15 protein-coding genes, 1 rRNA gene and 1 riboswitch are annotated in these 24,558 nt (G+C 71.4%); of the genes, 7 read left to right on the top strand and 9 right to left on the bottom strand.

Annotated features, from left to right (window positions below):
- Both AB0I69_RS09610 and AB0I69_RS09605 read right to left on the bottom strand, forming a co-directional pair.
- A 16S ribosomal RNA gene (locus AB0I69_RS09610) occupies window positions 1–173 on the bottom strand; the annotation flags it as partial.
- A gap of 642 nt (window positions 174–815) precedes the next feature.
- Window positions 816–1,364: a MarR family transcriptional regulator gene (locus AB0I69_RS09605; RefSeq protein WP_363094993.1), complete on the bottom strand. Its 549-nt coding sequence runs from the start codon at window positions 1,362–1,364 to the stop codon at window positions 816–818.
- 98 nt (window positions 1,365–1,462) lie between these two features.
- Between AB0I69_RS09605 and AB0I69_RS09600 the strand changes: the two genes are divergently transcribed.
- A complete protein-coding gene (locus AB0I69_RS09600) occupies window positions 1,463–2,749 on the top strand; it encodes an MFS transporter (protein ID WP_363094991.1) in 1,287 nt (428 codons plus the stop codon).
- 6 nt (window positions 2,750–2,755) lie between these two features.
- Here AB0I69_RS09600 and AB0I69_RS09595 read toward each other — a convergent pair whose 3' ends face one another.
- Window positions 2,756–4,414, bottom strand: a complete 1,659-nt coding sequence (locus AB0I69_RS09595) for a SpoIIE family protein phosphatase (protein WP_363094990.1) — start codon at window positions 4,412–4,414, stop codon at window positions 2,756–2,758.
- A 215-nt stretch (window positions 4,415–4,629) separates the two neighbouring features.
- Entirely contained in the window at window positions 4,630–5,997 is a 1,368-nt protein-coding gene (locus tag AB0I69_RS09590; RefSeq protein ID WP_363095045.1) for an FAD-dependent oxidoreductase, read from the bottom strand.
- Window positions 5,998–6,374: 377 nt separating this feature from the next.
- Here AB0I69_RS09590 and AB0I69_RS09585 point away from each other — a divergent pair, with 377 nt between their 5' ends.
- Window positions 6,375–7,148, top strand: a complete 774-nt coding sequence (locus AB0I69_RS09585) for a helix-turn-helix domain-containing protein (RefSeq protein ID WP_363094989.1) — start codon at window positions 6,375–6,377, stop codon at window positions 7,146–7,148.
- A 421-nt stretch (window positions 7,149–7,569) separates the two neighbouring features.
- A complete protein-coding gene (locus AB0I69_RS09580; RefSeq protein ID WP_363094988.1) occupies window positions 7,570–9,468 on the top strand; it encodes a sigma-70 family RNA polymerase sigma factor in 1,899 nt (632 codons plus the stop codon).
- Here the strand turns inward: AB0I69_RS09580 and AB0I69_RS09575 are convergent.
- Together AB0I69_RS09575 and AB0I69_RS09570 are read right to left on the bottom strand one after the other, a co-directional pair.
- A complete protein-coding gene (locus AB0I69_RS09575) occupies window positions 9,455–12,706 on the bottom strand; it encodes a BTAD domain-containing putative transcriptional regulator (RefSeq protein ID WP_363094987.1) in 3,252 nt (1,083 codons plus the stop codon). The two genes, AB0I69_RS09580 and AB0I69_RS09575, sit on opposite strands and share 14 nt — an antisense overlap.
- A gap of 329 nt (window positions 12,707–13,035) precedes the next feature.
- Window positions 13,036–15,129 carry an asparagine synthase-related protein gene (locus tag AB0I69_RS09570; RefSeq protein ID WP_363094986.1) on the bottom strand — a complete coding sequence of 698 codons (2,094 nt, stop codon included), beginning with the start codon at window positions 15,127–15,129 and terminating at the stop codon, window positions 13,036–13,038.
- 671 nt (window positions 15,130–15,800) lie between these two features.
- On the opposite strand from AB0I69_RS09570, the gene AB0I69_RS09565 reads away from it, so the two are divergent.
- The 4 genes from AB0I69_RS09565 (at window position 15,801) to AB0I69_RS09550 (ending at window position 20,920) form a co-directional block, all read left to right on the top strand.
- Window positions 15,801–17,225: an MFS transporter gene (locus AB0I69_RS09565; protein ID WP_266858824.1), complete on the top strand. Its 1,425-nt coding sequence runs from the start codon at window positions 15,801–15,803 to the stop codon at window positions 17,223–17,225.
- A gap of 177 nt (window positions 17,226–17,402) precedes the next feature.
- Window positions 17,403–18,659, top strand: coding sequence for an L-2-hydroxyglutarate oxidase (gene lhgO, locus AB0I69_RS09560; RefSeq protein ID WP_363094985.1), 1,257 nt, complete (start codon window positions 17,403–17,405; stop codon window positions 18,657–18,659).
- 102 nt (window positions 18,660–18,761) lie between these two features.
- A complete protein-coding gene (gene trmB / locus AB0I69_RS09555; protein WP_363094984.1) occupies window positions 18,762–19,550 on the top strand; it encodes a tRNA (guanosine(46)-N7)-methyltransferase TrmB in 789 nt (262 codons plus the stop codon).
- 62 nt (window positions 19,551–19,612) lie between these two features.
- The gene (locus tag AB0I69_RS09550) at window positions 19,613–20,920 is read left to right on the top strand and encodes a PrsW family intramembrane metalloprotease (protein ID WP_363094983.1); all 1,308 of its coding nucleotides are present in this window, start codon (window positions 19,613–19,615) and stop codon (window positions 20,918–20,920) included.
- A 5-nt stretch (window positions 20,921–20,925) separates the two neighbouring features.
- Here AB0I69_RS09550 and AB0I69_RS09545 read toward each other — a convergent pair whose 3' ends face one another.
- From AB0I69_RS09545 to AB0I69_RS09535, 3 genes are all read right to left on the bottom strand, one after another.
- Window positions 20,926–21,870: an aldo/keto reductase gene (locus AB0I69_RS09545; RefSeq protein WP_363094982.1), complete on the bottom strand. Its 945-nt coding sequence runs from the start codon at window positions 21,868–21,870 to the stop codon at window positions 20,926–20,928.
- Between the two features lie 62 nt (window positions 21,871–21,932).
- Window positions 21,933–22,940, bottom strand: coding sequence for a M23 family metallopeptidase (locus tag AB0I69_RS09540; RefSeq protein ID WP_363094981.1), 1,008 nt, complete (start codon window positions 22,938–22,940; stop codon window positions 21,933–21,935).
- Window positions 22,941–22,951: 11 nt separating this feature from the next.
- Window positions 22,952–23,109: riboswitch (cyclic di-AMP (ydaO/yuaA leader) on the bottom strand.
- 233 nt (window positions 23,110–23,342) lie between these two features.
- Complete coding sequence (locus AB0I69_RS09535; RefSeq protein WP_363094980.1) at window positions 23,343–24,500, bottom strand: PP2C family protein-serine/threonine phosphatase; 1,158 nt, start codon at window positions 24,498–24,500, stop codon at window positions 23,343–23,345.
- Window positions 24,501–24,558: the final 58 nt, after the last annotated feature.

Here is a 24,558-nt window from a genome sequence, read left to right as displayed (position 1 = left end):
TTATCCGGTATTAGACCCCGTTTCCAGGGCTTGTCCCAGAGTGCAGGGCAGATTGCCCACGTGTTACTCACCCGTTCGCCACTAATCCCCACCGAAGTGGTTCATCGTTCGACTTGCATGTGTTAAGCACGCCGCCAGCGTTCGTCCTGAGCCAGGATCAAACTCTCCGTGAATGTTTTCCCGTAATCGGGACCACACACACGAGAGCGGAACAGCCAGGCGGAATAAGCCCGGCCGTTCACAGCGTCCTCGCTGTATGTTTTCTTCAAAGGAACCTCGACCACCACGAATGTGATGGACGGGGTATCAACATATCTGGCGTTGATTTTTGGCACGCTGTTGAGTTCTCAAGGAACGGACGCTTCCTTTGTACTCACCCTCTCGGGCTTTCCTCCGGGCTTTTCCCTTCGGTCTTGCGTTTCCGACTCTATCAGACCGTTTCCGGTCCCGATTTCCTCGGTGCTTTCCAGGTTTCCGCTTTCGCGTTTCCCTTTCCGGCGGTTCCGACTCTATCAGATCCTTTCGGGCCTGACTCCCAGTCAGCGGGGGTTGCCTTCCCGGCCGTTGGGCCGTTCCGACGTTTCAAACCTTAGCGGATCCGCTCGACAGTTCCTAATCGGGCTACCGAACCGTCGTACCCAAATCGAATTGAATTCGGGCACGCCGAAATCAATCCCGTTGGGAGATCGCGCTGATGGTTTGGGGTGCCGCTGATGCGGCGGAGGTGCTGTCGCAGAACCGTTACGGCCCCGTGGCAACCCGGAGAACATTACGGACCGGAGAGAGGGCTGTCAAGCACCCCTTGTCAAGATCTTTTAGTCGAGGTCGCTGAGACGCCCGCCGGCGTCCGGCTGGGCGTGCTCCACCCTGCGCAGCAGGCGGGTGAGGACCTCGCCGAGGGCGGTGCGCTCTTCCGGGGAGAGGTCCTGGAGGAGCTCGCCCTCGAAGACCGTCGCCATGCGCATCGCCTCCAGCCACTTGCCGCGGCCCTCGGGGGTCAGCTCCACGATCACGCGGACGCGGTTGGACTCGTCCCGCTCCCTGGTGACCAGCCCCTCGGCGACCATGCGGTCGATCCGGTGGGTCATCGCGGCCGGGGTGAGGCCGAGGCGCTTGGCGAGGTCGCTGGGGCCCATCCGGTAGGGGTCGCCGGCGAGGACGAGGGCCTTGAGGACCTCCCAGTCGGCGCTGCTGATGCCGAGGTTCGCGGTCTGGCGGCCGTAGGCGACGTTCATGCGGCGGTTGAGCCGGCCCAGGGCCGAGACGATCTTCTCGACCTGGGGGTCGAGGTCCCGGAATTCGCGCTGGTAGGCGGCGATCTGTTCGTCGAGCGTCGGCTCCGGGACGCCGCTGGTGTCGGCCATGCGCGCAGTATGGCACGGGCTTCCTTTGCCTTGAAGTCCTTGAGTATGTACTCTTTAGGTTCTAAGTCTTCAGATCTAACTAGTTGATTGAGGTGACCGTGACCAGGGCGATGGGCGCAGCGATGCGCCGGATCCACGTGGGTAACGCACTCAGCGCGTTCGGGCTCGGCTTCACCGTCCCGTACCTGTACGTCTATGTGGCGCAGGTGCGGGGCCTTGGAGCCATGACGGCGGGTCTCGTACTCGCCGTCTTCGCCGTGGCCGCGTTGATCGTGCTGCCGTTCGCCGGGCGGGCCATCGTCCGGCGTGGCCCGCGACCGGTTCTGATCGTCGCCCTCGTTGTCGCCGCCCTCGGTTCGATGAGCCTGGGGCTGGCGGGGAGCGCGACCGCGGTGCTGCTGTCGGCGGCGGCGCTCGGGGCCGGGCAGGCCGTGATGCAGCCGGCACTGGCCACGATGATCGTGGACTGCTCTACGGCGGACACGCGCTCGCGTGCCTTTGCCATGCAGTTCTTTCTGCAGAACCTCGGGCTCGGCGTCGGCGGTCTCATCGGCGGTCATCTGGTCGACACGACCAGCGCGTCCTCGTTCACGCTGCTCTTCGGGATCGAGTCGGCGATGTTCCTGGTGCTGGCCGGGGTAATGGCGACCGTGCCGATGCCGCATTCGCCGGCCATTGGTGGCGCTCCCTCCCAGTCGTCCGCCAAGGGTGCCTGGAAGCAGTTGCTCGGCAACCGGGCCATGGTGCAGCTGAGCGTGCTCGGCTTCGTGCTGTTCTTCGCCTGCTACGGGCAGTTCGAGTCCGGGTTGAGTGCGTACGGGGTCGAGGCCGCCGGGATCTCGACATCCGCGCTCGGGACTGCACTGGCCGCTAACACCGCGATGATCGTCGTCGCGCAGTTCGCGGTGCTGAAGTTCGTCGAGCGGCGTCGGCGCTCGCGCGTGATCGCGGCCGTAGGAATGATCTGGGCGCTGGCGTGGGTCACGGCCGGGTTCGCGGGGCTCGGGCACGGGAGTCAGGAGATGGCTACGGCGGCCTTCGTGTCGACGTACGCGCTGTTCGGGCTCGGGGAGGCGATGTTGTCGCCGACCGTCGCTCCGCTGGTGGCCGATCTGGCGCCGGAGGGGATGGCGGGGCAGTACAACTCGGCCTTCGCTCTGGTGAAGCAGCTCGCGTTGGCTGTCGGGCCCGCGGTGGGTGGGCCGTTGGGGGCCTCGCTGCCGGGGCCGTATGTCGTGACGTTCTTCTTGTTCTCGCTGGGGATCAGTCTGCTTGCCGTGAAGTTGGGGCGGCAGCTGACCGCCGTACAGGATCAGCCTTGGCGGGCGAAGGGGAGTCTGGTCGTCGCTCGCGGGAGTGTGGAGCCGGTGGGGGTCGAGGCGTAGGTCAGGTCACGCCGGGGGTGTCTTCGGGAGTACGAACTCGCACCAGACGGCCTTGCCTCCGCCTGGTGTGCGGCGGGAGCCCCAGTTGGAGGCGATGGTCGCGACGATGGCGATGCCTCGGCCGGACTCGTCGGCCGGTTCCGCCCGGCGGCGCCTGGGGAGGTGGTCGTCGCCGTCCGTGACCTCGACGATGAGGCGGCGGTCGGTGCGGCGAAGGCGTAGGCGCATGGGTGGGGTGCCGTGCTGGAGGCTGTTGGCGACCAGCTCGCTTGCCGCCAGGACGCCGAGGTCGTGCAGTTCGGTGGGGAAGCGCCAGCTGGTGAGGACTCCGGAGGCGAACGCACGCGCGCGTGGGGCCGCTTCCACTCCGCCGAGCAGCTCCAGGGCCGCGTTGCGGAAGAGGTCGCCGTCGTGGCCGGTGCGGGCCGGGTGGTGGATGACCAGGACGGCGACGTCGTCGTCGTGGTCCGCGGTGACGCCGAGCGAGCGGACCAGGCGGTCGCAGACCACCTGGGGGGTGCCGGTGGCGCCGGCCAGGGCGCGCTCCAGGGAGGCGATTCCCTCGTCCAGGTCCTCGTCCCGGCGTTCCACCAGGCCGTCCGTGTAGAGGACCGCCGTGGAGCCGGGGCTGAGGGCGATCGAGCCCGAGGCGTGGATCCAGCCGCCGGTGCCGAGCGGCGGGCCGGTGGGTTCGTCGGCGCGTTGGACCACTCCGCTCTCGTCGCGGACGAGGATCGGGAGGTGGCCGGCCGAGGCGTAGACCAGGCGGCCTTCGTTCGGGTCGAAGACGGCGTAAACGCACGTGGCGATCTGGTTGGCGTCGATCTCCGTGGCGAGGCCGTCCAGGAGCTGGAGGACCTCGTGCGGGGGCAGGTCGAGGCGGGCGTACGCGCGGACGGCGGTGCGGAGTTGGCCCATGACGGCTGCTGCCCGCACGCCTCGGCCCATGACGTCGCCGATGACCAGGGCGGTGCGGCCGCCGCCGAGGGTGATCACGTCGTACCAGTCGCCGCCGACCGCCGCCTCGGTGCCGCCGGGCTGGTAGGTGGCGGCGATGCGCAGGTCGTCCGGTTCTTCGAGTTCCTGGGGGAGCAGGGAGCGCTGGAGGGTTACGGCCGTTTCGCGTTGGCGGCGTTCGCTGGTGCGCAGGCGTTCGGCGGCCTCTGCGTGGTCGGTGACGTCGGTGGCGAAGATCAGGACGCCGCCCTCGGCGCTGTCGGCGTTCTCGGCGACCGGGGTGCAGGTGAACGTGTAGGAGCGGCCCCCGGGCGCCTTGCGGGACTTGAGGGTGCGGGGCTTGCCGCTGCGCAGGACCTGGTCGAGGAGCGGGAGCAGGCCGAGTTCGTCGAGCTCGGGGAGGGCCTCGCGGGCCGGTGCGCCCAGGGGGCGGGTGCCGAAGGCCGCGGCGTAGGCGTCGTTCACGTACGCGATGCGCTGGTCGGGGCCGTGCACGAGGGCGACGAGGGCCGGGACGCGGTCGAGTACCTCGCGGACGGGCAGGTCGTCGACGGCGGGTACCGGTGGCTGCTCGTCGGTGAACTGCTCAGCGCGGGCCGCGGGCACGGAGCCTTCTCCCCGCCGGTCCGGGGTGACCGTGTGGTCGGTCCGCGCTGCGGCGCGGCGCTGCGTTCCGGGGAGCCGGGCGCTCCAGCGCGTGAAGTTCACGAATCCATGCCTCGTGTAGATGTTGTCGGCCCGCTCCGGACCCTGCCGGGGGTCCGGGGGTTGGCCCCCGGGGGATGCAGCACAGTGGGGAAAGCCTCTTGGGTGAGAAGGGCGAGCGTGGGCCCGCCCGAAGTCGTGGACCAGTCTGGCAGTGTGCCCGAACCGGGCCGACATTCGTCAGACGCCGGGGCGGCCGGTGGAGTTCCTCGGTCCGGTCAGTTCGACCCCTTCGGGTCGTGTGGAGGCTTTCCACCGGCCGCGAGTTCGAACTCCGCTCGGGGATGTTCGAGCGAACCGAGAGAAACGATCTCCCTCTTGAAGAGCCCCGCCAGCGTCCATTCGGCGAGCACACGGGCCTTGCGGTTGAAGGTGGGCACCCTGCTGAGGTGGTAGACGCGGTGCATGAACCAGGCAGGGTAGCCCTTCAGCTTCCGTCCGTAGACCTGCGCGACGCCTTTGTGCAGTCCCAGGGAGGCCACCGAGCCGACGTACTTGTGGGCGTACGTCTGAAGGGGCTCGTCGCGGAGGGAGTGCGCGATGTTGTCGCCGAGGACCTTGGCCTGGCGTACGGCGTGTTGGGCGTTGGGGGCGGTCTCGGTGCCGGGTTCGGAGGCGGTCACGTCGGGGACGGCGGCGGCGTCTCCCGCGGCCCACGCGTGCGTGGCGCCCTCGATCATCAGCTCGGCGGTGCACCTCAGACGGCCGCGCTCGGTGAGCGTGAGGTCGGTGGCGGCGAGGACCGGGTGGGGTTTCACGCCGGCGGTCCACACGAGCGTGCGGGTCGGAAAGCGTTGTCCGTCGCTGAGTACGGCGACGCGGTCGACGCAGGATTCGAGGCGGGTCTCCAGGAGGACCTGGATGTTGCGGCGGCGCAGCTGGGTGACGGTGTAGGTGCCCATCTCCTCGCCGACCTCGGGGAGGATGCGGTTCGATGCCTCCACGAGGATCCACTTCATGTCGTCGGCGTCGACGTTGTGGTAGTAGCGCACGGCGTAGCGGGCCATGTCCTCCAGCTCGCCGAGCGCCTCGACGCCGGCGTAACCGCCCCCCACGAAGACGAAGGTCAGTGCCGCGTCGCGGATCGCGGGGTCGCGGGTGGAGGAGGCGATGTCCATCTGCTCGATGACGTGGTTGCGCAGGCCGATGGCTTCCTCGACGGTCTTGAAGCCGATGCCGTGGTCGGCGAGACCGGGGATCGGGAGGGTGCGCGCGATCGAGCCGGGGGCCAGGACGAGTTCGTCGTACGACAGCTCTTCTGTGCCTGTGCCCTCTTCCTCGGTGGCGAGGGTGGTGAGGGTCGCGGTGCGTTTGCCGTGGTCGATGACGGTGGCCTCGCCGATGACGATCCGGCACCGGTCGAGGACGCGGCGCAGCGGGACGACGACATGGCGGGGGGAGATCGAACCGGCGGCGGCCTCGGGGAGAAACGGCTGATACGTCATGTATGGGTCGGGGGTGACGACCGTGATCTCGACCTGTCCGCGCCTGATTTCACGTTTCAACTTCTTCTGAAGGCGCAGGGCTGTGTACATCCCGACGTAGCCGCCACCGACAACGAGAATGCGCGCGCGTTCCTTCACCATCCCATGACGCACCCGGCGCTGGAGTTTGTCCACAGCCTCGACAATTTGTGTGACCGGGCGCGGAGGTCGCGCGGGGCCGCGGAAAGTGCCGGAGTGCGCGGCAGGTGCGCAGGTCAGTGGGGGTGATCGGGGTGGTGTCGGGGGGCGCAACCGGGACGTATGCGACCCGTACTCCGATCGGGGGGCGCTCCGTGCGGAACCTGCCCCTTCTGAATTGACCCCCTCTCAACTATGTTCGTGTGTCGACGGGGTGAAGGGGGATGCGCTCAGCGAGTCCGCGAAGAGCGAGGCTCGCGAACCGGGCTTGTCTCACGATGCTCCGGCTGCCGATGGCGGGGAGTCTCCGGGGGGAGACGTCATTAACCGGGGGAACGTGTATGCATATTCAGGATTCTCATTGGACATCCGCGTCAGCTGTCGCATCCGGCGGCGCGGTCGGTGCGGCGGTGGGAAACGGACGCGGGGACAGCTCGCGGACGACGCCGTTGCGGGTGGACGCACAGCGCAATCTGGAGCACGTGCTGCGGGCGGCGCGTGAGGTCTTCGGCGAGCTGGGGTACGGCGCGCCGATGGAGGACGTGGCGCGGCGCGCGCGGGTCGGTGTCGGCACGGTGTACCGGCGCTTCCCGAGCAAGGACGTCCTGGTGCGTCGGATAGCCGAGGAGGAGACCTCCCGGCTGACCGACCAGGCGCGTTCGGCGCTCGGCCAGGAGGACGAGCCGTGGTCGGCGCTGTCGCGCTTCCTGCGGACGTCGGTGGCCTCGGGCGCCGGGCGGCTGCTGCCGCCGCAGGTGCTGCGGGTTGGCGTCGCCGATGAGGGTGAGGGTGCTGCCCTCCTCGACGAGGCGCGGGTGCCGCAGCAGCGGACGCAGCCGAGTGCGGGTGAACTGCGGCTGGTGCCGGAGGAGTCGACGGGGTCCCTGGGCTCCGGGGACTACGACGCCGGGGCGGCGGCGCTGCTGGAGGTCGTGGGGCAGCTGGTGGACCGGGCGCGGGCGGCGGGGCAGTTGCGGGCGGACGTTTCGGTGTCGGACGTGCTGCTGGTGATCGCTACGGCGGCGCCCTCGTTGCCGGATGCTGCGCAGCAGGCGGCGGCGTCGGCGCGGTTGCTGGACATTCTGTTGGAGGGGTTGCGGTCGCGGCCGTTGTGAGAGTGGGCCAGCGTTGGTGTGGGCGTCTTCTGGGGGCTGCGCCCCCAGGCCCCCATCGGCTCTGAAGGGGCCTCGTCCTCAAACGCCGGACGGGCTGGATTGCGCCGGCCCAGTTGAAAGGGTGCGGCCGGGCAGCCCGTTCGCGGGTGACTCGAATAGGTGACTGTGGGGCGGGGGTGCCGTGGTGCCCGCGCCCCTCGTGATGCCCGGGAATGATTCCCCGCATTTCGGTCATCGGCGCCAACTCCCGTTCCGGGGGCGACAGTTGAGCCTTCCCCGGAGGGGTGAACGCTAGTACTGCGTTGCGGGAAGTCCCCACGGATGAGTGGAAGGTCCGTACGACGGGGTCCTGAACAAAAGCCAATATGGCACGCTGACCCGGTGTTCGGGACTGTTGGGCAGGCGGCGGGGGCTTTCCGCGATGAGCGTTGACGGGCGTGACGAGTCACTGGGTGACGGTGACCCGGAGGCCGGTGGGCTGACCTCACCACAGGTACCGAGCCAGGGCGGGCCGGGCGGTGTCCCCCAGGGTGGCGATCCCGGCGAGGGCAGTGTCCCGCCGCAGCGCGAGGGCAGTGTCCTGCCGCCGTCGCCGGACGCGCCGCCGGCCGACGCCGCGCTGATCGAGCGGATGCGCGCCGGCGACGACACGGCGTACGAGGAGCTGTACCGGCGCCACGCGGACGCAGTGCGCCGCTACGCCCGCACCTGCTGCCGTGACGGGCACACCGCCGACGACCTCACCGCCGAGGTCTTCGCGCGCATGCTCCAGGCGGTGCGCGGCGGCTCCGGGCCCGAGCACGCCGTACGCGCCTATCTGCTGACCTCCGTCCGACGCGTCGCCGCGAACTGGACGAAGTCAGCGAAGAGGGAGCAACTCGTCGACGACTTCGCGGTGTTCGCCGCGCAGTCCGCGCGGGTGTCGGAAGTCTCCGACGACGACACACTCGACCTCGGCGCCGACGTACGGGCCATGCACGAGGCCGAGCAGTCGATGGCGATGCAGGCCTTCCGGTCGCTGCCCGAGCGGTGGCAGGCCGTGCTGTGGCACACCGAGGTCGAGGACGAGTCGCCGAGCGAGGTCGCCACGCTCTTCGGGCTCGACGCCAACGGCACGCGCGTGCTGGCCAGTCGGGCCCGCGAAGGCCTCAAGCAGGCCTACCTCCAGGCCCATGTCAGCGCCACCCTCACCGACGACGAGGACTGCTCGCGCTACGCCGACCAGCTCGGCACCTACGCCCGCCGCCGGCTGCGCACGCGTGCCGAACGCGGGCTGCGCAAGCACCTGGAGGAGTGCGCCAAGTGCCGGCTGGCCGCGCTGCAGATCGAGGAGGTCGCCAGCGGTATCCCGGCGGTCGTCCCGGTCGCGGTCATCGGCTGGTTCGGCGCCGCCGGGTACGCGAAGGCCATCGCGCTCATCGCCGGTGGTGCGGGAGCCGGTGCGGCCGGTGCCGCGGGTGCCGCCGCCGCTGCGGGTGGCAGTTCGTCCGGTGGGGCGGGTGCCGGGGGCGCGGCGGCCTCCGAGGGGCTCGGTGCGCCGGTGAAGGCGGGCATCGCGGCCGGTGTGGTCGCCGCAGCGACAGCGGCGGCGATCGCCCTCGCGCTGACCGGCGGCAATGGCCACCCGGCGAAGAAGCCCGAGGCGAAACCGGCGCCCTCGTCCTCCCCCATCGCCAAGCCCGAGTCGCCGACCCCGACGCCCCCGAAGAAGCAACCCGCCCCGGAACCAGCGGTGTTGGCCCCCACGCCGACCCCGTCCCCCACGCCCAGACCGACGCCGAAGCCGACCCCGACCCCGACGCCGAAGGCCACCCCGACCCCGAAACCGACCCCCACACCAACGCCCACTCCCACCCCGACCCCGACGCCGACGCCCCCACCCGCGCCGACGATCTTCGAGGTCAGCGAACTCTCCTACAACGTCAACGGCGACGGCACCGCACCGGAGATCCGGCTCGGCGACAGCAGCTGGGTGTGGCAGCGCCACAGCGTCTCGATCGGCGGCACGCGGTACACCCACGGGGCGACCGTGCACGGCCGGTCGTCCGTCACGATCGACCTCAACCGCCAGTGCGTCTCCTACGACGCGACGGTCGGCGTCGACGACATGATGCTGGGGCTCGGCAAGGTCTACTTCTCGGTGTACGCCGACGGGGTCCAGCTGTGGAAGTCCGGGGAGATCGACGGCGGGGACCCGGCGCAGCCCGTCCATGTGAACCTCGCCGGGCGGAAGACCGTACGGCTCGTGGTCGAACCGCACAGCTCCTTCGACGACCTGGCGCTGGCGGACTGGGCGGAGTCGAAGTTCACCTGCCGGTAGGGCGCTCCGCCCGGCCGGGCAGCTGGGCCAGTACGTCGGCCGCGGTGAGGGCCTTGCCGCGGGCGCGCTCGGCGGCGTAGCGCTCGGGGTCCAGGTCGGTGCGGGCGGCGGCTTCGATCCGTTCGGCCCGTCCGCGCTCCGGCATGGGGCGCGGGTGGCCGCCGCGCCATTGGTCGGCGGTCGCCAACAGCCGTACCGCGCGCGGTAGTTCGTCGAGTTCGGCGAGCAGCAGTGCCGTGTGGTCCACGAGTGCCGCGGTGACCGCCTCGGCGCAGCGCAGGTCCACGGCCTCGCGCAGGGCGGCGGTCATCGCCACCAGCCCGCGCTCCGGGCCGGACTCGGCGCCCGTGACCAGGGCGTCGACCGCGCTCAGTGCCGCCCGGAACTGCGGTGGCGGTGTGCCGCGTCCGCTCTCCGCGCGGGCCTGGTCGCAGAACGCGCGGGCGCGGGCCACCTCCCCGTCCTCCAGGGCGATGTGCGCGCGCAGCAGCAGGATGAACGCGTGGGCGTCCGGCACCCCGTGCCGGTCGGTCGCCTCGGTCGCCTCGTCCAGGCCGGCGAGTGCGCCCTCGCGGTCACCGGCGCGGAAGGCCAGTTCGGCGAGGCGGGCGATGAGGAACGGCGTCTCGGTGTACGCGCCGACCTCGTAGGCGAGCGCCAGCCCTTCCTCGTACGCCTCCTTCGCCTCCTCGAAGCGGCTGCGGCTCATGGCGGCCTCGCCGATCGCGCTGGACACCTGGGCGCGCACCCAGCGGTCGCCGACGCGGTGGCAGAGCGCGCGCAGTTCCTCCAGGTCGTCGTCGACGCCGGCCATGCCGCCCGGGGAGTCGACGACCATGTGGGTGCGGAACATCAGGATGACGGCGATCTCCCAATCCCCGCCGTACGCACGGGCGTTGGCGACCGCCACGTCCATGACGTCCCGGATGTCCATCGTGTCGCGCAGGAAGTACGCGGTGAACGGCCAGGCGAGCCCCGGCATACGGGCCGCGTCCGGGCCGCCCTCGGCGAAGTGGCCCTGCACCAGCGTGACGTACCGGCGCAGCCGCTCGTCGCGCAGTCCGTTCGGAAGGTGGTCCAGGGCGCCGGACTCGGCCCCGAGGAAGAGGTGCAGCATGCGGAGGTTCATCCGCTGGGCGTGCAGGGGATGGCCGGTCTCGGCGTCCGGGTCGGCGAGGTAGGCGTCGAACGGGTCGGGCGCGCCCCCGGCCGTGATCAGGGCGAGGATGCGCTCGGCCCAGTCGACGCCCTCGCGGCGGTAGTTGCGCAGCCACCAGAACCAGCCGACGGCGAGGGCCAGCGCGCCCGCCTGGGCCTCCTCGCCCGCGGTGACGGTCCGGTCCAGAGCCGCGCGGATGTTGTCCAGCTCGGTCTCCAGGCGGTCGATCCACGGGAGTTGGTCACCGGAGCGGAGCAGCGGCTCGGCCTGCTCGGCGAGTGCGCGCACCCAGGCCCCGTGCCGGTGCTCGGCCGCCGTCCGCTGGTCGGGGGTCTCGGCGGCGCGCTCCACGGCGTACTCGTGGATGGTCTCCAGCATGCGGTAGCGCATGCCGTCGTGCGCCTCCCCCGGGGTGGCCACGATCAAGGACTTGTCGACCAGCGCTCCGATGAGGTCCGCCACCGGCCCGGTGCACACGGCCTCCGCCGCCGCGAGGTCCCAGCCGCCGGCGAACACGGAGACCTCGCGCAGGAGCGTGCGCTCGCCCTCGTCGAGCAGGTCCCAGGACCAGTCGACGACGGCCCGCAGGGTCTGCTGGCGGGGCAGGACCGTGCGGCTTCCGGAGGTGAGGAGGCGGAAGCGGTCGTCGAGGCGGTCGGCGATCTGGCGCGGGGTGAGCAACCGCAGCCGGGCGGCGGCCAGTTCGATGGCAAGGGGCAGGCCGTCGAGGCGCCGGCAGATCTCCGCGACCGCCTCCCTGTCCTGGAGCACGGTCTCCGTGTCGGGGCGGACGGCGGCGGCGCGCTCCGCGAAGAGGCGGTACGCCTGGTCGGGGACGAGGGGCTCGACCGGGCGCACGGACTCGCCGGGAACGCCCAGGGGTTCACGGCTGGTGGCGAGGATCGTGAGCTCCGGGCAGCGGGTCAGGAGGGTTTCGGCGAGGTCGGCCACCGCGCCGATGACATGTTCGCAGTTGTCAAGGATCAGGAGTCGGCCGCGCGAGGCGCAGTACTCCACCAGCAGGGCGACCGGGTCGTCCTGCTGGGTTGTCAGCTCGGTGGTCAGCAGCACGGTCTCGCGCAGACCGAGGGCACTGACCACCGCGCCCGGCACCGCCTCCGGCCGGTCGAGCCGGGCGAGCTCGACCAGCCACGCCTGCGGGAGCCCGGCGGCGGCTTCCTCGGCGAGACGGGTCTTTCCGGAGCCGCCCGGTCCGGTGAGCGTGACGAGGCGGGCCCTGTGCACTTCGGAACGGATGGCGGCGATCTCGGGTTCCCGGCCCACGAAAGAGGTAAGCCGTGGACGCAGGTTGCCGTTGCGTTCGGGGCGCCCGGGAGCAGCCGACGCCGGGCCCGCCGGTGCCGTCGACTTGAGCAACTCGCCGTGCAGGGCGCGGAGTTCCGGACCCGGATCGGTACCCAGTCCTTCGGCCAGCGCACGCCGGACCGTCTCGTACGCGGCGAGGGCGTCGGCCCCGCGGCCGGAGTCGCGCAGGGCGCGGATGAGGAGGGCGTGCAGCGGTTCGTCGTAGGGATGCGTCGCGGTCAGTTCCTTCAGTTCCGGTACGGCGTCGGCGGCGCGGCCGAGCAGCAGGTCGGCCTCGGCCCGCGCGCGGGCCGCCTCCTGGCGCAGCGCGTCCGGGCGGGCCGCGGCGGAGCGGTCGGGGAGGTCGGCGAGGGCGGGGCCGCGCCACAGGGCGAGCGCCTCGTCGAGGTCGCGGGCGGCGGCGGTCGCGTCGCCCCGGTCGAGGGCGGCCGTGCCCCGGCGTACGAGGTGTTCGAAGACGAACAGGTCCACGTCGTCCCGTGCCGCCGCGAGGCGGTAGCCGCCGGGGTCGGAGGCGACCGCGTCCTTGCCGACGGTACGGCGGAGCCGGCCGACGAGGGCCTGGAGGGCGGCCGGGGCGTCCTGGGGAGGTTCGTCCGCCCACACCTCGTCGATCAGGGCGCCGAAGGGGACGATCCGGCCGGGGTGCAGGGCGAGGGCGGCGAGCAGGGCGCGCAGCCGCGCACCGCCGACGGGCACACTGGTGCCCTGCTCGTCCTCCGCCCGGGTGCTGCCCAGGATTTTGTACCGCACCGGGTCATTGTCGCCGGGTGGGCGGGGCGGGGGCACGGGGTTTCGCGGCGGGGCGCTGGGCTTGGGGCGGTTTGTGCCGGTGTGCTGGTCGTAGCAGCTCGGAGTGCATGCGCCGACGGCCGAGGCGCCGGGACCCTGAACTGGCGCACACGCTGCGCGGGCTGAAGCCGTAGCGCAGTGGGTTGTTGGTCGGCTGCTGCGCCGTCGTGGCTGGTCGCGCAGTTCCCCGCGCCCCTTTGGGGCGCTCAACGCCTGCGTAGATCTGCCGCCCGCCGCCCATTCCCGCTCGGGAGATTCCCCGCCAGAGCCCCAGACTCAGCGCACCCCGCTCACACCACCCCGGCTCCCCCGCCGGAGGCCAACGCCCCGCGCTGCGGGCGGATCCCCGCCGGTACCGCACGCGCGCGTGCAGGTGTGCCCGTCCAGCAAGTGCCCCGGCGGGCGAGCAGTCGTCCCAGCCACAGTTCCAGTGAGACCAGGTCCGCGAGGCCGTCCAGGGGCAGGGGCTCGCCCTGGGCCGCCGCGCGCAGTGCCTTGCGGACGACGCGGGCCTCCACCAGGCCCGCCTGTGCCAGCAGGGGCGTGTCGAAGAGGTCCATCAGGGAGTCCGCGGCCACCCGGAGACCCTTGCGGGCCGCAGCTGCCGCCGAGGCGTGCGAGGGGGCGCCCCAGCCGGGCGGGAGGTCGCCCACCCCGGCGCCTTCCAGGACCGTGCGCAGGATGGCCGCCCGCGCCCCTGGCTGCACCCGTAGCGCCTCGGGAAGGGACCGGCAGGCGCGGACGACCTGGTTGTCGAGGAAGGGCGTGTGCAGGCGCTGGGAGCGGATCTCAGCGGCCTGTTCCAGGACCCGGAGGTCGGACGCGTGGCGGGCGAGGGCCGCACGCGCGCGGAAGTCGCCGGGGCGCTGTCCCGGGCCGACCCCCTGACGGCTGGGTGCCCCTTGTAGGCGAACCGATACTTCAGCGAGGGCCTCGCCGGTCAGCCAACGTGCCGCGGGCCCCGGTCTGGCCCACGTGAGCGCGGCGAGGGAGGCCCCGACGGCGCCTCCGGGCTCGTCGAAACGCTGGTTCATCAACCGGTCGGCGAGGACTTCGAGTCCCGCGCCGTAGGGCGTACGAGCGAGGCGGCGGGCCGCGCCGTAGACGCGCCCCGGGACCATCACCGAGCCGTCCGCCTTCGCCAACGCGGCCACCGGGCGCACCAGATGACGTCGTTTGCGGTCCATGAGGAGGTCGGCGAGGCGGGCCGGGTGTGCGTCGAGGACCTGGCGGGCGCCGTATCCGGTGAAGTGGTCGGCGCTGCCCGCGGCGAGCCGGGCGCGGTGGCGGGCGGCGGTGATCAGGGAGGGGCCGGGTTCGTCGGTGAGGGGGCCGTCGAGTTCGGCGTACGGCAGGACGTCCTCGCCGCCGGTGACCACCACGTGGTGCAGGCGCGGGTTGGCCGCGAGGGTGCCCGCGCGCTCCACCTCGGACTCGCGCCCGGGGACGGCGAGATCGTTGAACGTGACGGCCAGGAGCCGTTCGCCCGCGCCGGTGCCGTGCCCGAGGACCGTGCCCGGTGCTCCCGGCAGGCCGGCGGCGAGCAGGGCCAGCGTCCCGGAGGCGGGCCCCCCGGAGAGGTCGGCGCCGATCCCGGGGACGGGCATCCCGCGCGCGGCACGCCGTTCTGCGGGGCCCATGCCGGGGACGGGTCCCGGGTCTATGTCGGGGACGTGGCGAGGTGCGGAGAGGCGGGCGCGCACGGCATCAACTAGCGCGTCCCGTACGGCGTCCACCGCGCTGTCCGGGTCCACGGCCGCCGCCGCGACCGCGAGGGAGGCGACCGGCTCGTAGCCGGCGATCTCGCGCGCCCCGGCGCGCAGGACCAGCGCGTGCCCCGGCGGAATGCGACGTACTCCGTCGTACGGCGTCGAGTCGTGCAGCGCGGCGGGGACGTCGGGGGCGGCGAGCAGTGCGGCGAGGTGGCCGAAGTCGAGGTTGGCCTCGATGAGGTCGGCGAGCGGGAGCGCGGCCGTGGAGTAGGCCGTACCGCCGGCCCAGGGGGTGTAGAACACCGGCTTGGCGCCCGCTAGATCACCGCAGACCATGGTGCGGCGGCCGACCTTGACGACCGCCGTGTAACTGCCGGACCAGGCCGTCAGATGCCTAAGTGCCCCTCCGCGCGCGGAGAACAGGCTCAGCCGCAGCTCCTCGTCGGAGGCGCCGCACGTACCGAGGACCGCGATCCGCGTCTCCGCGTCGACCTTCACGACGCGCACCTCGTCGGGCCGCCAGTCGCCGACCGCCCACAGCGGATCCGGGTCGCCCCACAGGAGTTGGGACCCCACCGGGTGCACCGTCTCACCGTCGAACCCGGTCGCCCCCGCGGAACCGATCGCGGCGGCTCCAGCGGCGGTACTGCTCCATCCCACCAACCACCGCATCGACGCCTCCACAGGCTGTGGACAACCAGTGCACCGCACGAACTGGGCACCATGCTGCCATGAAGGACGCCTTCCGGAGGGCCGGAGAAGCCGCTTGAGATCGCGTGAAGACGCCCTGGACGAGGGACAACCGGACAACGACGACCCTACGTCCGCGACGCGAATGCGCCCCCGATACGCTCCCCCAAAACACCTAACGCGCCCTCAACTCCCGTGGTAGGAGCGGTATTCGGCACCGAGAGGCGGGGGCGGTTTTCGGCCAAATCGGTGTTACGAGGACAGGCTCGCGCACGCTCCGTACATGCCGTGCGCACCGCTTCGCACCGCGCACAGTCCGGGAGGCGGAGTGCGCCTCCCGGACCGGTCCGCCGCCCGCGGGGATGTAGGCGGCGGTGTCCCCCAGCCCACTGGATCCAGTACAGCGGGCCGACCCACGCACGATCCATGGAACCGCTCCCGCGATGGCCGGAGAAGAGCGCACACACGGGCGCACGGCCACACGGCGGGGGCACGTCGCGACCCTGCGTGCAAACCCCGCACTCGCGTACGGACCACAATCCCGCCATCCGGAACAATGCCCCTTAACGCTTGGGATGCGGCGAACTACGCTGGGTTTACGAATGCCGCGTGGTTATGCCAGCGCGGCAGCCGTCTGTGTCGAGGGGTGGCGCATGTCCAGGGAGCAACGCGGGCCGAACGAAAAACTCGGCACCGTTCTCGCCCTCGCGGGAATCAGCAACGCAGGACTCGCGCGTCGCGTCAACGATCTTGGCGCTCAACGCGGGTTGACACTTCGCTACGACAAGACGTCGGTGGCGCGCTGGGTGTCGAAGGGAATGGTGCCCCAGGGCGCCGCCCCGCACCTCATCGCGGCCGCCATCGGCCAGAAGCTCGGCCGCCCTGTGCCGCTCCACGAGATCGGCCTGGCGGACGCGGATCCCGCACCGGAAGTGGGCCTCGCCTTTCCCAGGGACGTCGGACAAGCCGTGCGTTCCGCAACGGAGTTGTACCGTCTCGACCTCGCCGGCCGCCGGGCCGGCTCCGGCGGCATCTGGCAGTCCCTCGCCGGGTCGTTCGCAGTCAGCGCATACGCAACGCCCGCCTCACGGTGGCTGATAACCCCGGCCGACAGTTCGGTGGCCCGGGAGGCGAACTCCGCGGAGAGCTCCGGGACACCGCTCAAAGTCGGCCACAGCGATGTGCAGAAGCTGCGGGAGGCCGCGGAGGACGCCAGGCGCTGGGACTCCAAGTACGGGGGCGGCGACTGGCGTTCGTCCATGGTGCCCGAGTGCCTGCGGGTGGAGGCGGCACCACTGCTGCTCGGCTCGTACTCCGACGAGGTCGGCAGAGCCCTGTTCGGCGCGAGTGCCGAACTCACCCGGCTCGCCGGGTGGATGGCGTTCGACACCGGGCAACAGGAGGCGGCGCAGCGGTACTACATCCAGGCCCTGCGCCTGGCCCGCGCGGCGGCGGACGTGCCGCTGGGCGGCTACGTACTGGCGTCGATGTCGTTGCAGGCGACCTATCGCGGCTTCGGCGACGAGGGCGTCGACCTCGCGCAGGCCGCGTTGGAGCGCAACCGGGGCCTCGCCACGGCCCGCACCATGAGCTTCTTCCGGCTTGTCGAGGCGCGGTCCCACGCGAAGGCGGGGGATGCCCAGGCGGCCGGTGCGGCCCTGAAAGCGGCGGAGGGGTGGCTTGAGCGGTCCCGGGAGGGCGACAACGATCCGTCGTGGCTCGGCTTCTACTCCTACGACCGGTTCGCCGCGGACGCTGCCGAGTGCTACCGGGACTTGAAGGCACCGCGTCAGGTGCGGCGGTTCACGGAGCAGGCGCTGTCGAAGCCGACGGAGGAGTTCGTGCGCTCGCACGGTCTCCGGCTCGTCGTCTCGGCGGTCGCCGAGTTGGAGTCGGGCAACCTCGATGCGGCATGCGAGCAGGGCGTGCGGGCGGTGGAGGTCGCGGGGCGCATCTCGTCGGCCCGCACGACCGAGTATGTGAAGGATCTTCTGCATCGGCTGGAGCCGTATGGGGACGAGCCGCGGGTTGTTGAGCTGCGGGAGCGGGCTCGGCCGTTGTTGATGGCGCCCGCGTAAGCGCTCCGCTGTGAGAACGGGTCCCGTCGCATCTGCCCGCCTTGTGCCGTCTTGGGTGTGCGGGTGCGCTGTGGCTGGTCGCGCAGTTCCCCGCGCCCCTTAGGGTGCTGCTCTTCCCGGCGTTTGAAGTGACTGTCAGTGGTGCAGTGCACTATCGGATGCGGGAGGTGGTGCACCGTGGTCGGGTACGACTGTGACGTGCTCGTGGTCGGTGGTGGGATTGTCGGGCTGTCGACGGCGTATGCGATCACCCGTGCCGCGCCGGGCACGCGGGTGACCGTGCTGGAGAAGGAGGCCGGCCCCGCCCGGCATCAGACGGGGCGGAACAGCGGGGTGATCCACAGCGGGATCTACTACCGCCCGGGCTCCCTGAAGGCGCGGTACGCGGTGCGGGGCGGCGCCGAGATGGTCAAGTTCTGCGCGGAGTACGGCATCCCGCACGCCGTCACCGGCAAGCTGATCGTCGCCACCGAGCGCGCCGAGCTGCCCCGCCTGCACGCGCTCGTGCAGCGCGGCCGGGAGAACGGCATCGCGGTGCGGGAGTTGGGCGGGGCCCAGATCGACGAGTACGAACCGGAGGTGCGCGGCCTCGCGGCCATACAGGTCGCCACGACCGGCATCTGCGACTACACCGAGGTCGCCCGGCACCTGGCCGACGCCTCCGGCGCGGAGATCCGCTACGGCGCCCCCGTCGCCCACATCGACCGGCGCCCGGAGCGCGGTGTCGCCGTCCGCACGGCGACCGCCACCGGCGGCGAGGTCGTCCGCGCCCGCGTGCTGGTGAACTGCGCCGGCCTGCACTGCGACGAGGTGGCCCGCCTCACCGGCGACGACCCCGAGATGCGGATCGTGCCGTTCCGCGGCGAGTACTACTCGCTCGCCCGCCCCGAGCTGGTCCGGGGCCTGGTGTACCCGGTACCGGACCCGGCGTTCCCGTTCCTCGGCGTGCACCTCACGCGCGGGATGGACGGCAGCGTGCACCTGGGACCGAACGCGGTACCGGCGCTGGCCCGCGAGGGCTACGACTGGGGCGTCGTACGCCCCCGGGAGGTCGCGGCGACGGCGGCCTGGCCCGGAGTCTGGCGCATGGCCCGCCAGCACTGGCGCTACGGCGTGGGGGAACTCCGGCGCTCGGTGTCCAAGGCCGCGTTCACAGAGGCCGTACAGCGACTCCTCCCGGCCGTGACGGCGGCCGACCTGGTCCCTTCGGCGGCCGGGGTGCGGGCACAGGCGGTGCTGCGCGACGGCACCCTCGTAGACGACTTCCTGATCAAGGAGGGCCCACGCGCCGTCCACGTCCTCAACGCCCCGAGCCCAGCGGCGACCGCGTCACTTCCGATCGGCCGGGAGGTGGCCCGACGGGCACTGGCCGTACTGCGCCAAGAGGAAAGCGTCCGGCAGCCACTTCAAACGCCGGGAAGGACAGCCCCCTAAGGGGCGCGGGGAACTGCGCGACAAGCCACGACGAACCGGCACTCGCACGACAACACAAGCCACGCAGACGCTCAGGCGGACGCCCAGTAAAATCAACCCATTGTGTCTGACTCCCTCAACAACCCCGACGCCCCCGCCAAGCCCGCGCAGCGACTCCGTTTCCCCGACGGGCCAACGCCCGACCCCGCCGGCTCCCACTTCGAGCGCCGCATCCGGAGCTTCCAGCCCCGCAGGAGCCGCGTGACCGCCGGCCAGGCCGACGCGCTGGAACGCCTGTGGCCCAAGTGGGGCCTGGACATCGACGGGCAACGGAACCTCGATCTCACCGAGCTGTTCGGGAACGACAACCCCGTCGTGCTGGAGATCGGTTTCGGCATGGGCGAGGCCACCGCGCAGATGGCGGCAGACGCCCCCGCGACGAACATCCTCGCCGCCGACGTGCACACCCCGGGCCAGGGCAACCTCCTGAACCTCGCCGACCACCACGGCCTGTCCAACATCCGGGTCGCCAACGGGGACGCGATCATCCTGCTGCGCGAGATGCTCGCCCCCGATTCGCTCGACGGGCTGCGCGTCTACTTCCCGGACCCCTGGCCCAAGAAGCGGCACCACAAACGGCGGCTGATCCAGGAGGAGTTCCTCTCCCTCGCCGCGACCCGGCTCAAGCCCGGAGCGACCGTGCACTGCGCGACGGACTGGGAGCCGTACGCGGAGCAGATGCTCGAAGTGCTCGGCGCGCACCCGGACTTCGAGAACAGCCAACCCGACGGCGGTTTTGCGCCCCGTCCGGACTTCCGGCCGCTGACCCGTTTCGAGGGCCAGGGACTGGACAAGGGACATGTCGTGAACGATCTGCTCTTCCGCCGCGTACCCCACGACGACCAGGACTGACGACCAGCGCCGACGCCAGGCTCCCTCGCGGGCCGTGCCCTTACCTCGTTAGGGTCGATGCCGTGGCCACCGTTTCGCCGTATCCCCCACACCCCGGCCACCCCGCCGGTGGTGTGCCCGGGCACGGGCCGCGGGTGCGCTGGTGGCAGCGGAACTGGGTCCGTTACGGCGCGCTGATCACCCTGCTCACGCTCTCCGGGCTCGTCATCCTCGCGCTGGTCCGCCAACAGACCGGCACGGAAGGGTTCTTGGTCGGGCTCGGGCTCGCCGTACTGCCCGTGCCGCTGCTCGTCGCCGCGTTCCGCTGGCTGGACCGCGTCGACCCCGGGCCCTGGCGGAACCTGCTCTTCTCCTTCGCGTGGGGCGCCTGCGCCGCGGCCCTCATAGCGATCGTCGCCAACAGCTTCGCGACGAGATGGATAGCGACCACGACCGCCGACCCCACCAGCGCGGACACCCTCGGCGCGACCGTCATCGCCCCGATCGTCGAGGAGTCGGCGAAAGCGGCGGCCGTACTCCTCGTCTTCCTGTTCCGCAGACGGGACTTCACCGGGATCGTCGACGGGGTGGTGATAGCCGGCGTCACCGCCACCGGCTTCGCGTTCACCGAGAACATCCTCTACCTCGGCACCGCCTTCGGCACCGACCAGCTCACCGGCGACCGCGGCTTCACCTCCGTCACCGCGGCGACCTTCTTCGTGCGCATCGTCATGTCCCCGTTCGCGCACCCCCTGTTCACCGTCCTCACCGGCATCGGCTTCGGCATCGCCGCCCTCTCGCCCGACCGGCATCACGTCCGGCGCGTCCTGGTGCCGCTGACCGGCCTGCTGCTCGCGATGGGCATGCACGCGGTCTGGAACGGCTCGTCCACGTTCGGCCAGTACGGCTTCTTCGAGGTCTACGGCGCGTTCATGGTGCCCGCGTTCGGCCTGCTGACCTGGCTCGCGGTCTGGACCCGGCAACGCGAACTGCGCACCGTACGCGAGGAGTTGCCCGCGTACGTCTACGCGGGCTGGCTGACCCCGGCCGAACCGTTCGTGCTCGGCTCGATGAAGGCCCGCCGGCTGGCCCGTGAGTACGCCGGACACCACCTCGGCAGACCAGCGGCCCGCTCGGTCGCCCAGTACGAGGCGTACGCGACCTCGCTGGCGTTCCTGCGGCACCGGGCCGCACGTGGCCGCGCCGGCGCCGACTTCGCCTTACGGGAAAGGGAGTTGCTGCACGAGCTGTGGCAGCGCCGGGAGGTGGCGCGGCCCGCGCTGGAGTACGCGGCGCGCCGCACGGCGCCTCCGGTCGCGGTGGTGGTGCCGCCGTGGCCGCCGGTGTACGGGTCGTACGGGACTTCCCTGTACAACCCGTACCGGTCCTGACGCCGTCAGGCGGAAGCGTCCGTCAGCTTCGCGATCTCCGTGTCCGTCAGCTCCAGTTCGGCCACGCCCAGCAGTGCGGGGAGTTGCTCGACCGTGCGGGCGGAGGCGATCGGGGCCGCGACCGTGGGCTGGGCGGCGAGCCAGGCGAGGGCCACCGTGGCGACCGGGGCTTCGTGGGCCTGCGCGACCTCGTCCAGGGCGGTCAGCACCTTCTGGCCGCGCTCGGTCGTCAGGTGCTTCTCGGCGCCCTTGGCGCGCGGGCTGTCGACCGTCGTACCGGGGCGGTACTTGCCGGTGAGGAAGCCGGCGGCCAGCGCGAAGTACGGGACCGCGGCCAGGCCCTCCTGCGCGGCGAGCTCGCTCAGCTCGCCCTCGTACGTGTCGCGCGAGACCAGGTTGTAGTGGGGCTGGAGGGCGACGTAGCGCGCCAGGCCCTCGCGCTCGGAGAAGTCGAGGGAGGCCCGCAGGCGCTCCGGGGTGATGTTGGAGGCGGCGATGTGCCGCACCTTGCCCGCCTTCACCAGCTCGTCCAGCGCGCCGATGATCTCCTCGACCGGCACCTCGACCTGGTCGAAGTGGGTGTAGTACAGGTCGATGTGGTCGGTGTCCAGGCGGCGCAGGGAGGCGTCCGCGGCGGCCTTGATGTTGGCCGCGCTCAGGCCCGGGAAGTCGGGGTGCTGGCTGACCTTGGTGGCGATGACGACGTCGGAGCGGTTGCCGCGGGCCTTGACCCACTTGCCGATGATGGTCTCGGACTCGCCGCCGTGGTTGCCCGGCGCGAACGCCGAGTACGAGTCGGCGGTGTCGACGAAGTTGCCGCCCGCGGCGGCGTACGCGTCGAGCACGGCGAAGGAGGTCGCCTCGTCGGCGGTCCAGCCGAAGACGTTGCCGCCAAGGGAGAGCGGGAAGACCTCAAGATCGGACCGGCCCAGCTTGCGAAGAGAAGTCATGACCCTCTTCAACAGCCGGACCGGAACCGCGTATTCCAGACCCCCTAAGGCCCTTAGGACCCTTAAGGGTTGAGACCCTTGCTGCGCAGCCAGGGCGCCGGGTCGCTGGCGGTGGCCGCGCCGTTGAGGTGCACCTCCAGGTGGAGGTGCGGTCCGGTCACGTTGCCGGTGGCGCCCACGCGGCCGATGACCTCACCGGTGGAGACCTTCTGCCCGGCGCTGACGTTGATCGAGGACTGGTGGCAGAACCACAGCTCGGTGCCGTCGTCGAGGGTGATGATCGTGCGGTAGCCGTACGCTCCGGCCCAGCCCGCCTCGGTGACCGTGCCGCTGTGGACGGCCTTGATCAGCGTGCCGGTGGGCGCGGCGAAGTCGAGGCCGGTGTGGTAGCCGGAGGACCACATCGTGCCGGCCTGGCCGAAGGTGCCGGTGATCGTGTACGAGCCGACCGGCAGCGTGTACTGCTTGGCCAGCGCGGCGAGCTTCGCGGCCTCGGTCTTCTTCTTGGCGGCGGCCTCCGCGGCCTTCTTCGCGTCGGCGGCCTTCGCGGCGGCGTCCTTCTCGGCCTTGGCGGCAGCGGCGTCGACCTGCTTGGCGACGGCGGCCTCGGCGGCGGCCTGGGACTTGCCGTCGACCTGGAGCTGCTGGAGCTCGGCCTGTTCCATGATCCGGTTGCGCAGCTGCTCCCCCGCGCCCGAGGTGCCCTTGGCGCTCTCGGTGGTGGTCACGCCGACGCTGCTGAGCGCGGTCGCGGAACCCTTGGGGGTACTGGAGGAGTCGTCCAGCAGGTGGCCCACGGAGGGCAGGTCGGGCAGGGAGATCGAGACCGGCGGCTTGCCGGTGTTGGCGCTGGCCATCCCGCCCGCGCTGACGGCGGCTATGACACCGACGCCCAGGACGGTGGAGCTGCGGGCGAATCCTCCGCCACCACGCTGCTTGGCGACACGGTGCTTGCCGCGGTTGGGAAGAACGGACTCCGCGCTCGGATTCCACTCCTCCCAGGGGCCCTCGTCGGGGCGGTAACCGCCGTAGACGACAGGGGCTTCTGGGGCAGCCTGGTTGGACGCCACGTGGGCGTGCTCCTTTCCTTCCTTCTCGCCTACCGGGTTAGCTGACGGGTTCGGAGCAGGAAGGTCTCCTACGCGCGTAAACCGGCCGTGTTTCCACGGCAGTTGACGAGCGATTCACCCCAAGGTGGTGGTTCCCCGGTTCCCTTGCGGGATTCGGCGCGTGCGCACGGAGCCATCTCTTGTGACGGCTGGGACGACCGCGCTGCGTTATCGAACGTTAATAGACACGGGCGCCCGTTTCCAAGCTGTTCGGCTTGATCATTAACCTTTCCTTGCTGGACGAACGGCCCACCACCGGCGAAAAACGGGCGAGTTGGCCAAGTCTCAGAATTCCCACAGGTATTGACGGTATGTCAGTTGTTATGCGGAGGGCGCTCGGCCGATCACCCCCCGTAATAACGGTCATGGATGCCGTACGGCGATCATCGCCATGTCGTCCGCCATCCAGCCCCCGGAGTACCGGCGGACCTCCTTGGCGAGGATGCCGAGCAACGCCTCGGGGCTGCGGAAGGTCCGGCCGGCCAGCCGCTCCCCGGGGTCGTAGAAGACGCCGCGGGCGTCGCGGGCCTCGGACAGGCCGTCGGTGTACACGAGCAGGGTGGCTCCGCCGGGGAACGCGAACTCCTCGGCGCGGTCGGGCCAGACCCCCAACTCGCCCATTCCGAGCGGCAGTGCGGGCTCCTTGACCTGCAGGGTGCGCACCGTCCCGTCCTCATCCAGGAGCAGGGGCGGCGGATGCCCCCGGTCGACGATCCGTACGACGCCGTCGCCGTGCGGGAGTTCGGCGAGGACGGCCGTGGTGAACCCCTCGAACGCGTCGAGCCCGTCGCGCCGGGTGCCCTCGCGGGCCAGCGCCCGCTCCAGCCGCTGGGCGACCGCCTCCAGAGTGGCCTCCTGCTCGGCGGCCTCCCGGAACGCCCCGATGACCACGGCGACGGCGGCGACCGCGCCCATGCCCTTGCCGCGCACGTCACCGACGACCAGCCGTACGCCGTGCGGGGTGTCCTGCACCGCGTACAGGTCGCCGCCGATGGAGGCGTCCTGCTGGGCGGCCTCGTACCGTGCCGCGATCTCGAACCCGCCGATCCGCTCGGCCGGTTCGGGCAGTACGGCCCGCTGGGCGGCCTCGGCGATCTCGCGCGCGGAGGCGAGCTGTTCGCTGTTGCGGCGGACGAGGAGGTTGATGAGGACGGCCAGGACGGCGACCGTCGCCACGGTGGCCGTCTCGGTGACCGCGTCGGTGTGGAGGACGATGCCGAGCCTGAGGTGGATCGCGAGGACGACGGCGACGGAGGCCAGGCCGGTGAGCACGGTGCCGCGCCGCGAGTAGAGCGGGGCGGCGACGAGCGGGGCGGCGGTGAAGAACGGGGCCGCGGTGAAGGCCTCCGGGGTGAGGTAGTCGTAGCACGCCCCGACGATCAGCAGCAGCGCGGGCAGGCGGCGGACGGTGGTGCGGGTGTACGAGATCCGCCGTCCTTCGACGGGGCCGAGGCCGGGGTCGGGCACGGGATCGCCGGGCAGGCGCCCGCCGGCTCGCACGTACGGACCCTCCTCCTCCACGCGTCCAGTTTTTCGTGGTGGGGAGCAGGCGGCGAGCGGGGTGGGCCGACTGGGGGCG

This window comes from Streptomyces sp. NPDC050508 (genome assembly GCF_040655155.1).
GTDB lineage: Bacteria > Actinomycetota > Actinomycetes > Streptomycetales > Streptomycetaceae > Streptomyces.
This window is presented reverse-complemented; position numbering and strand designations above follow the sequence as displayed.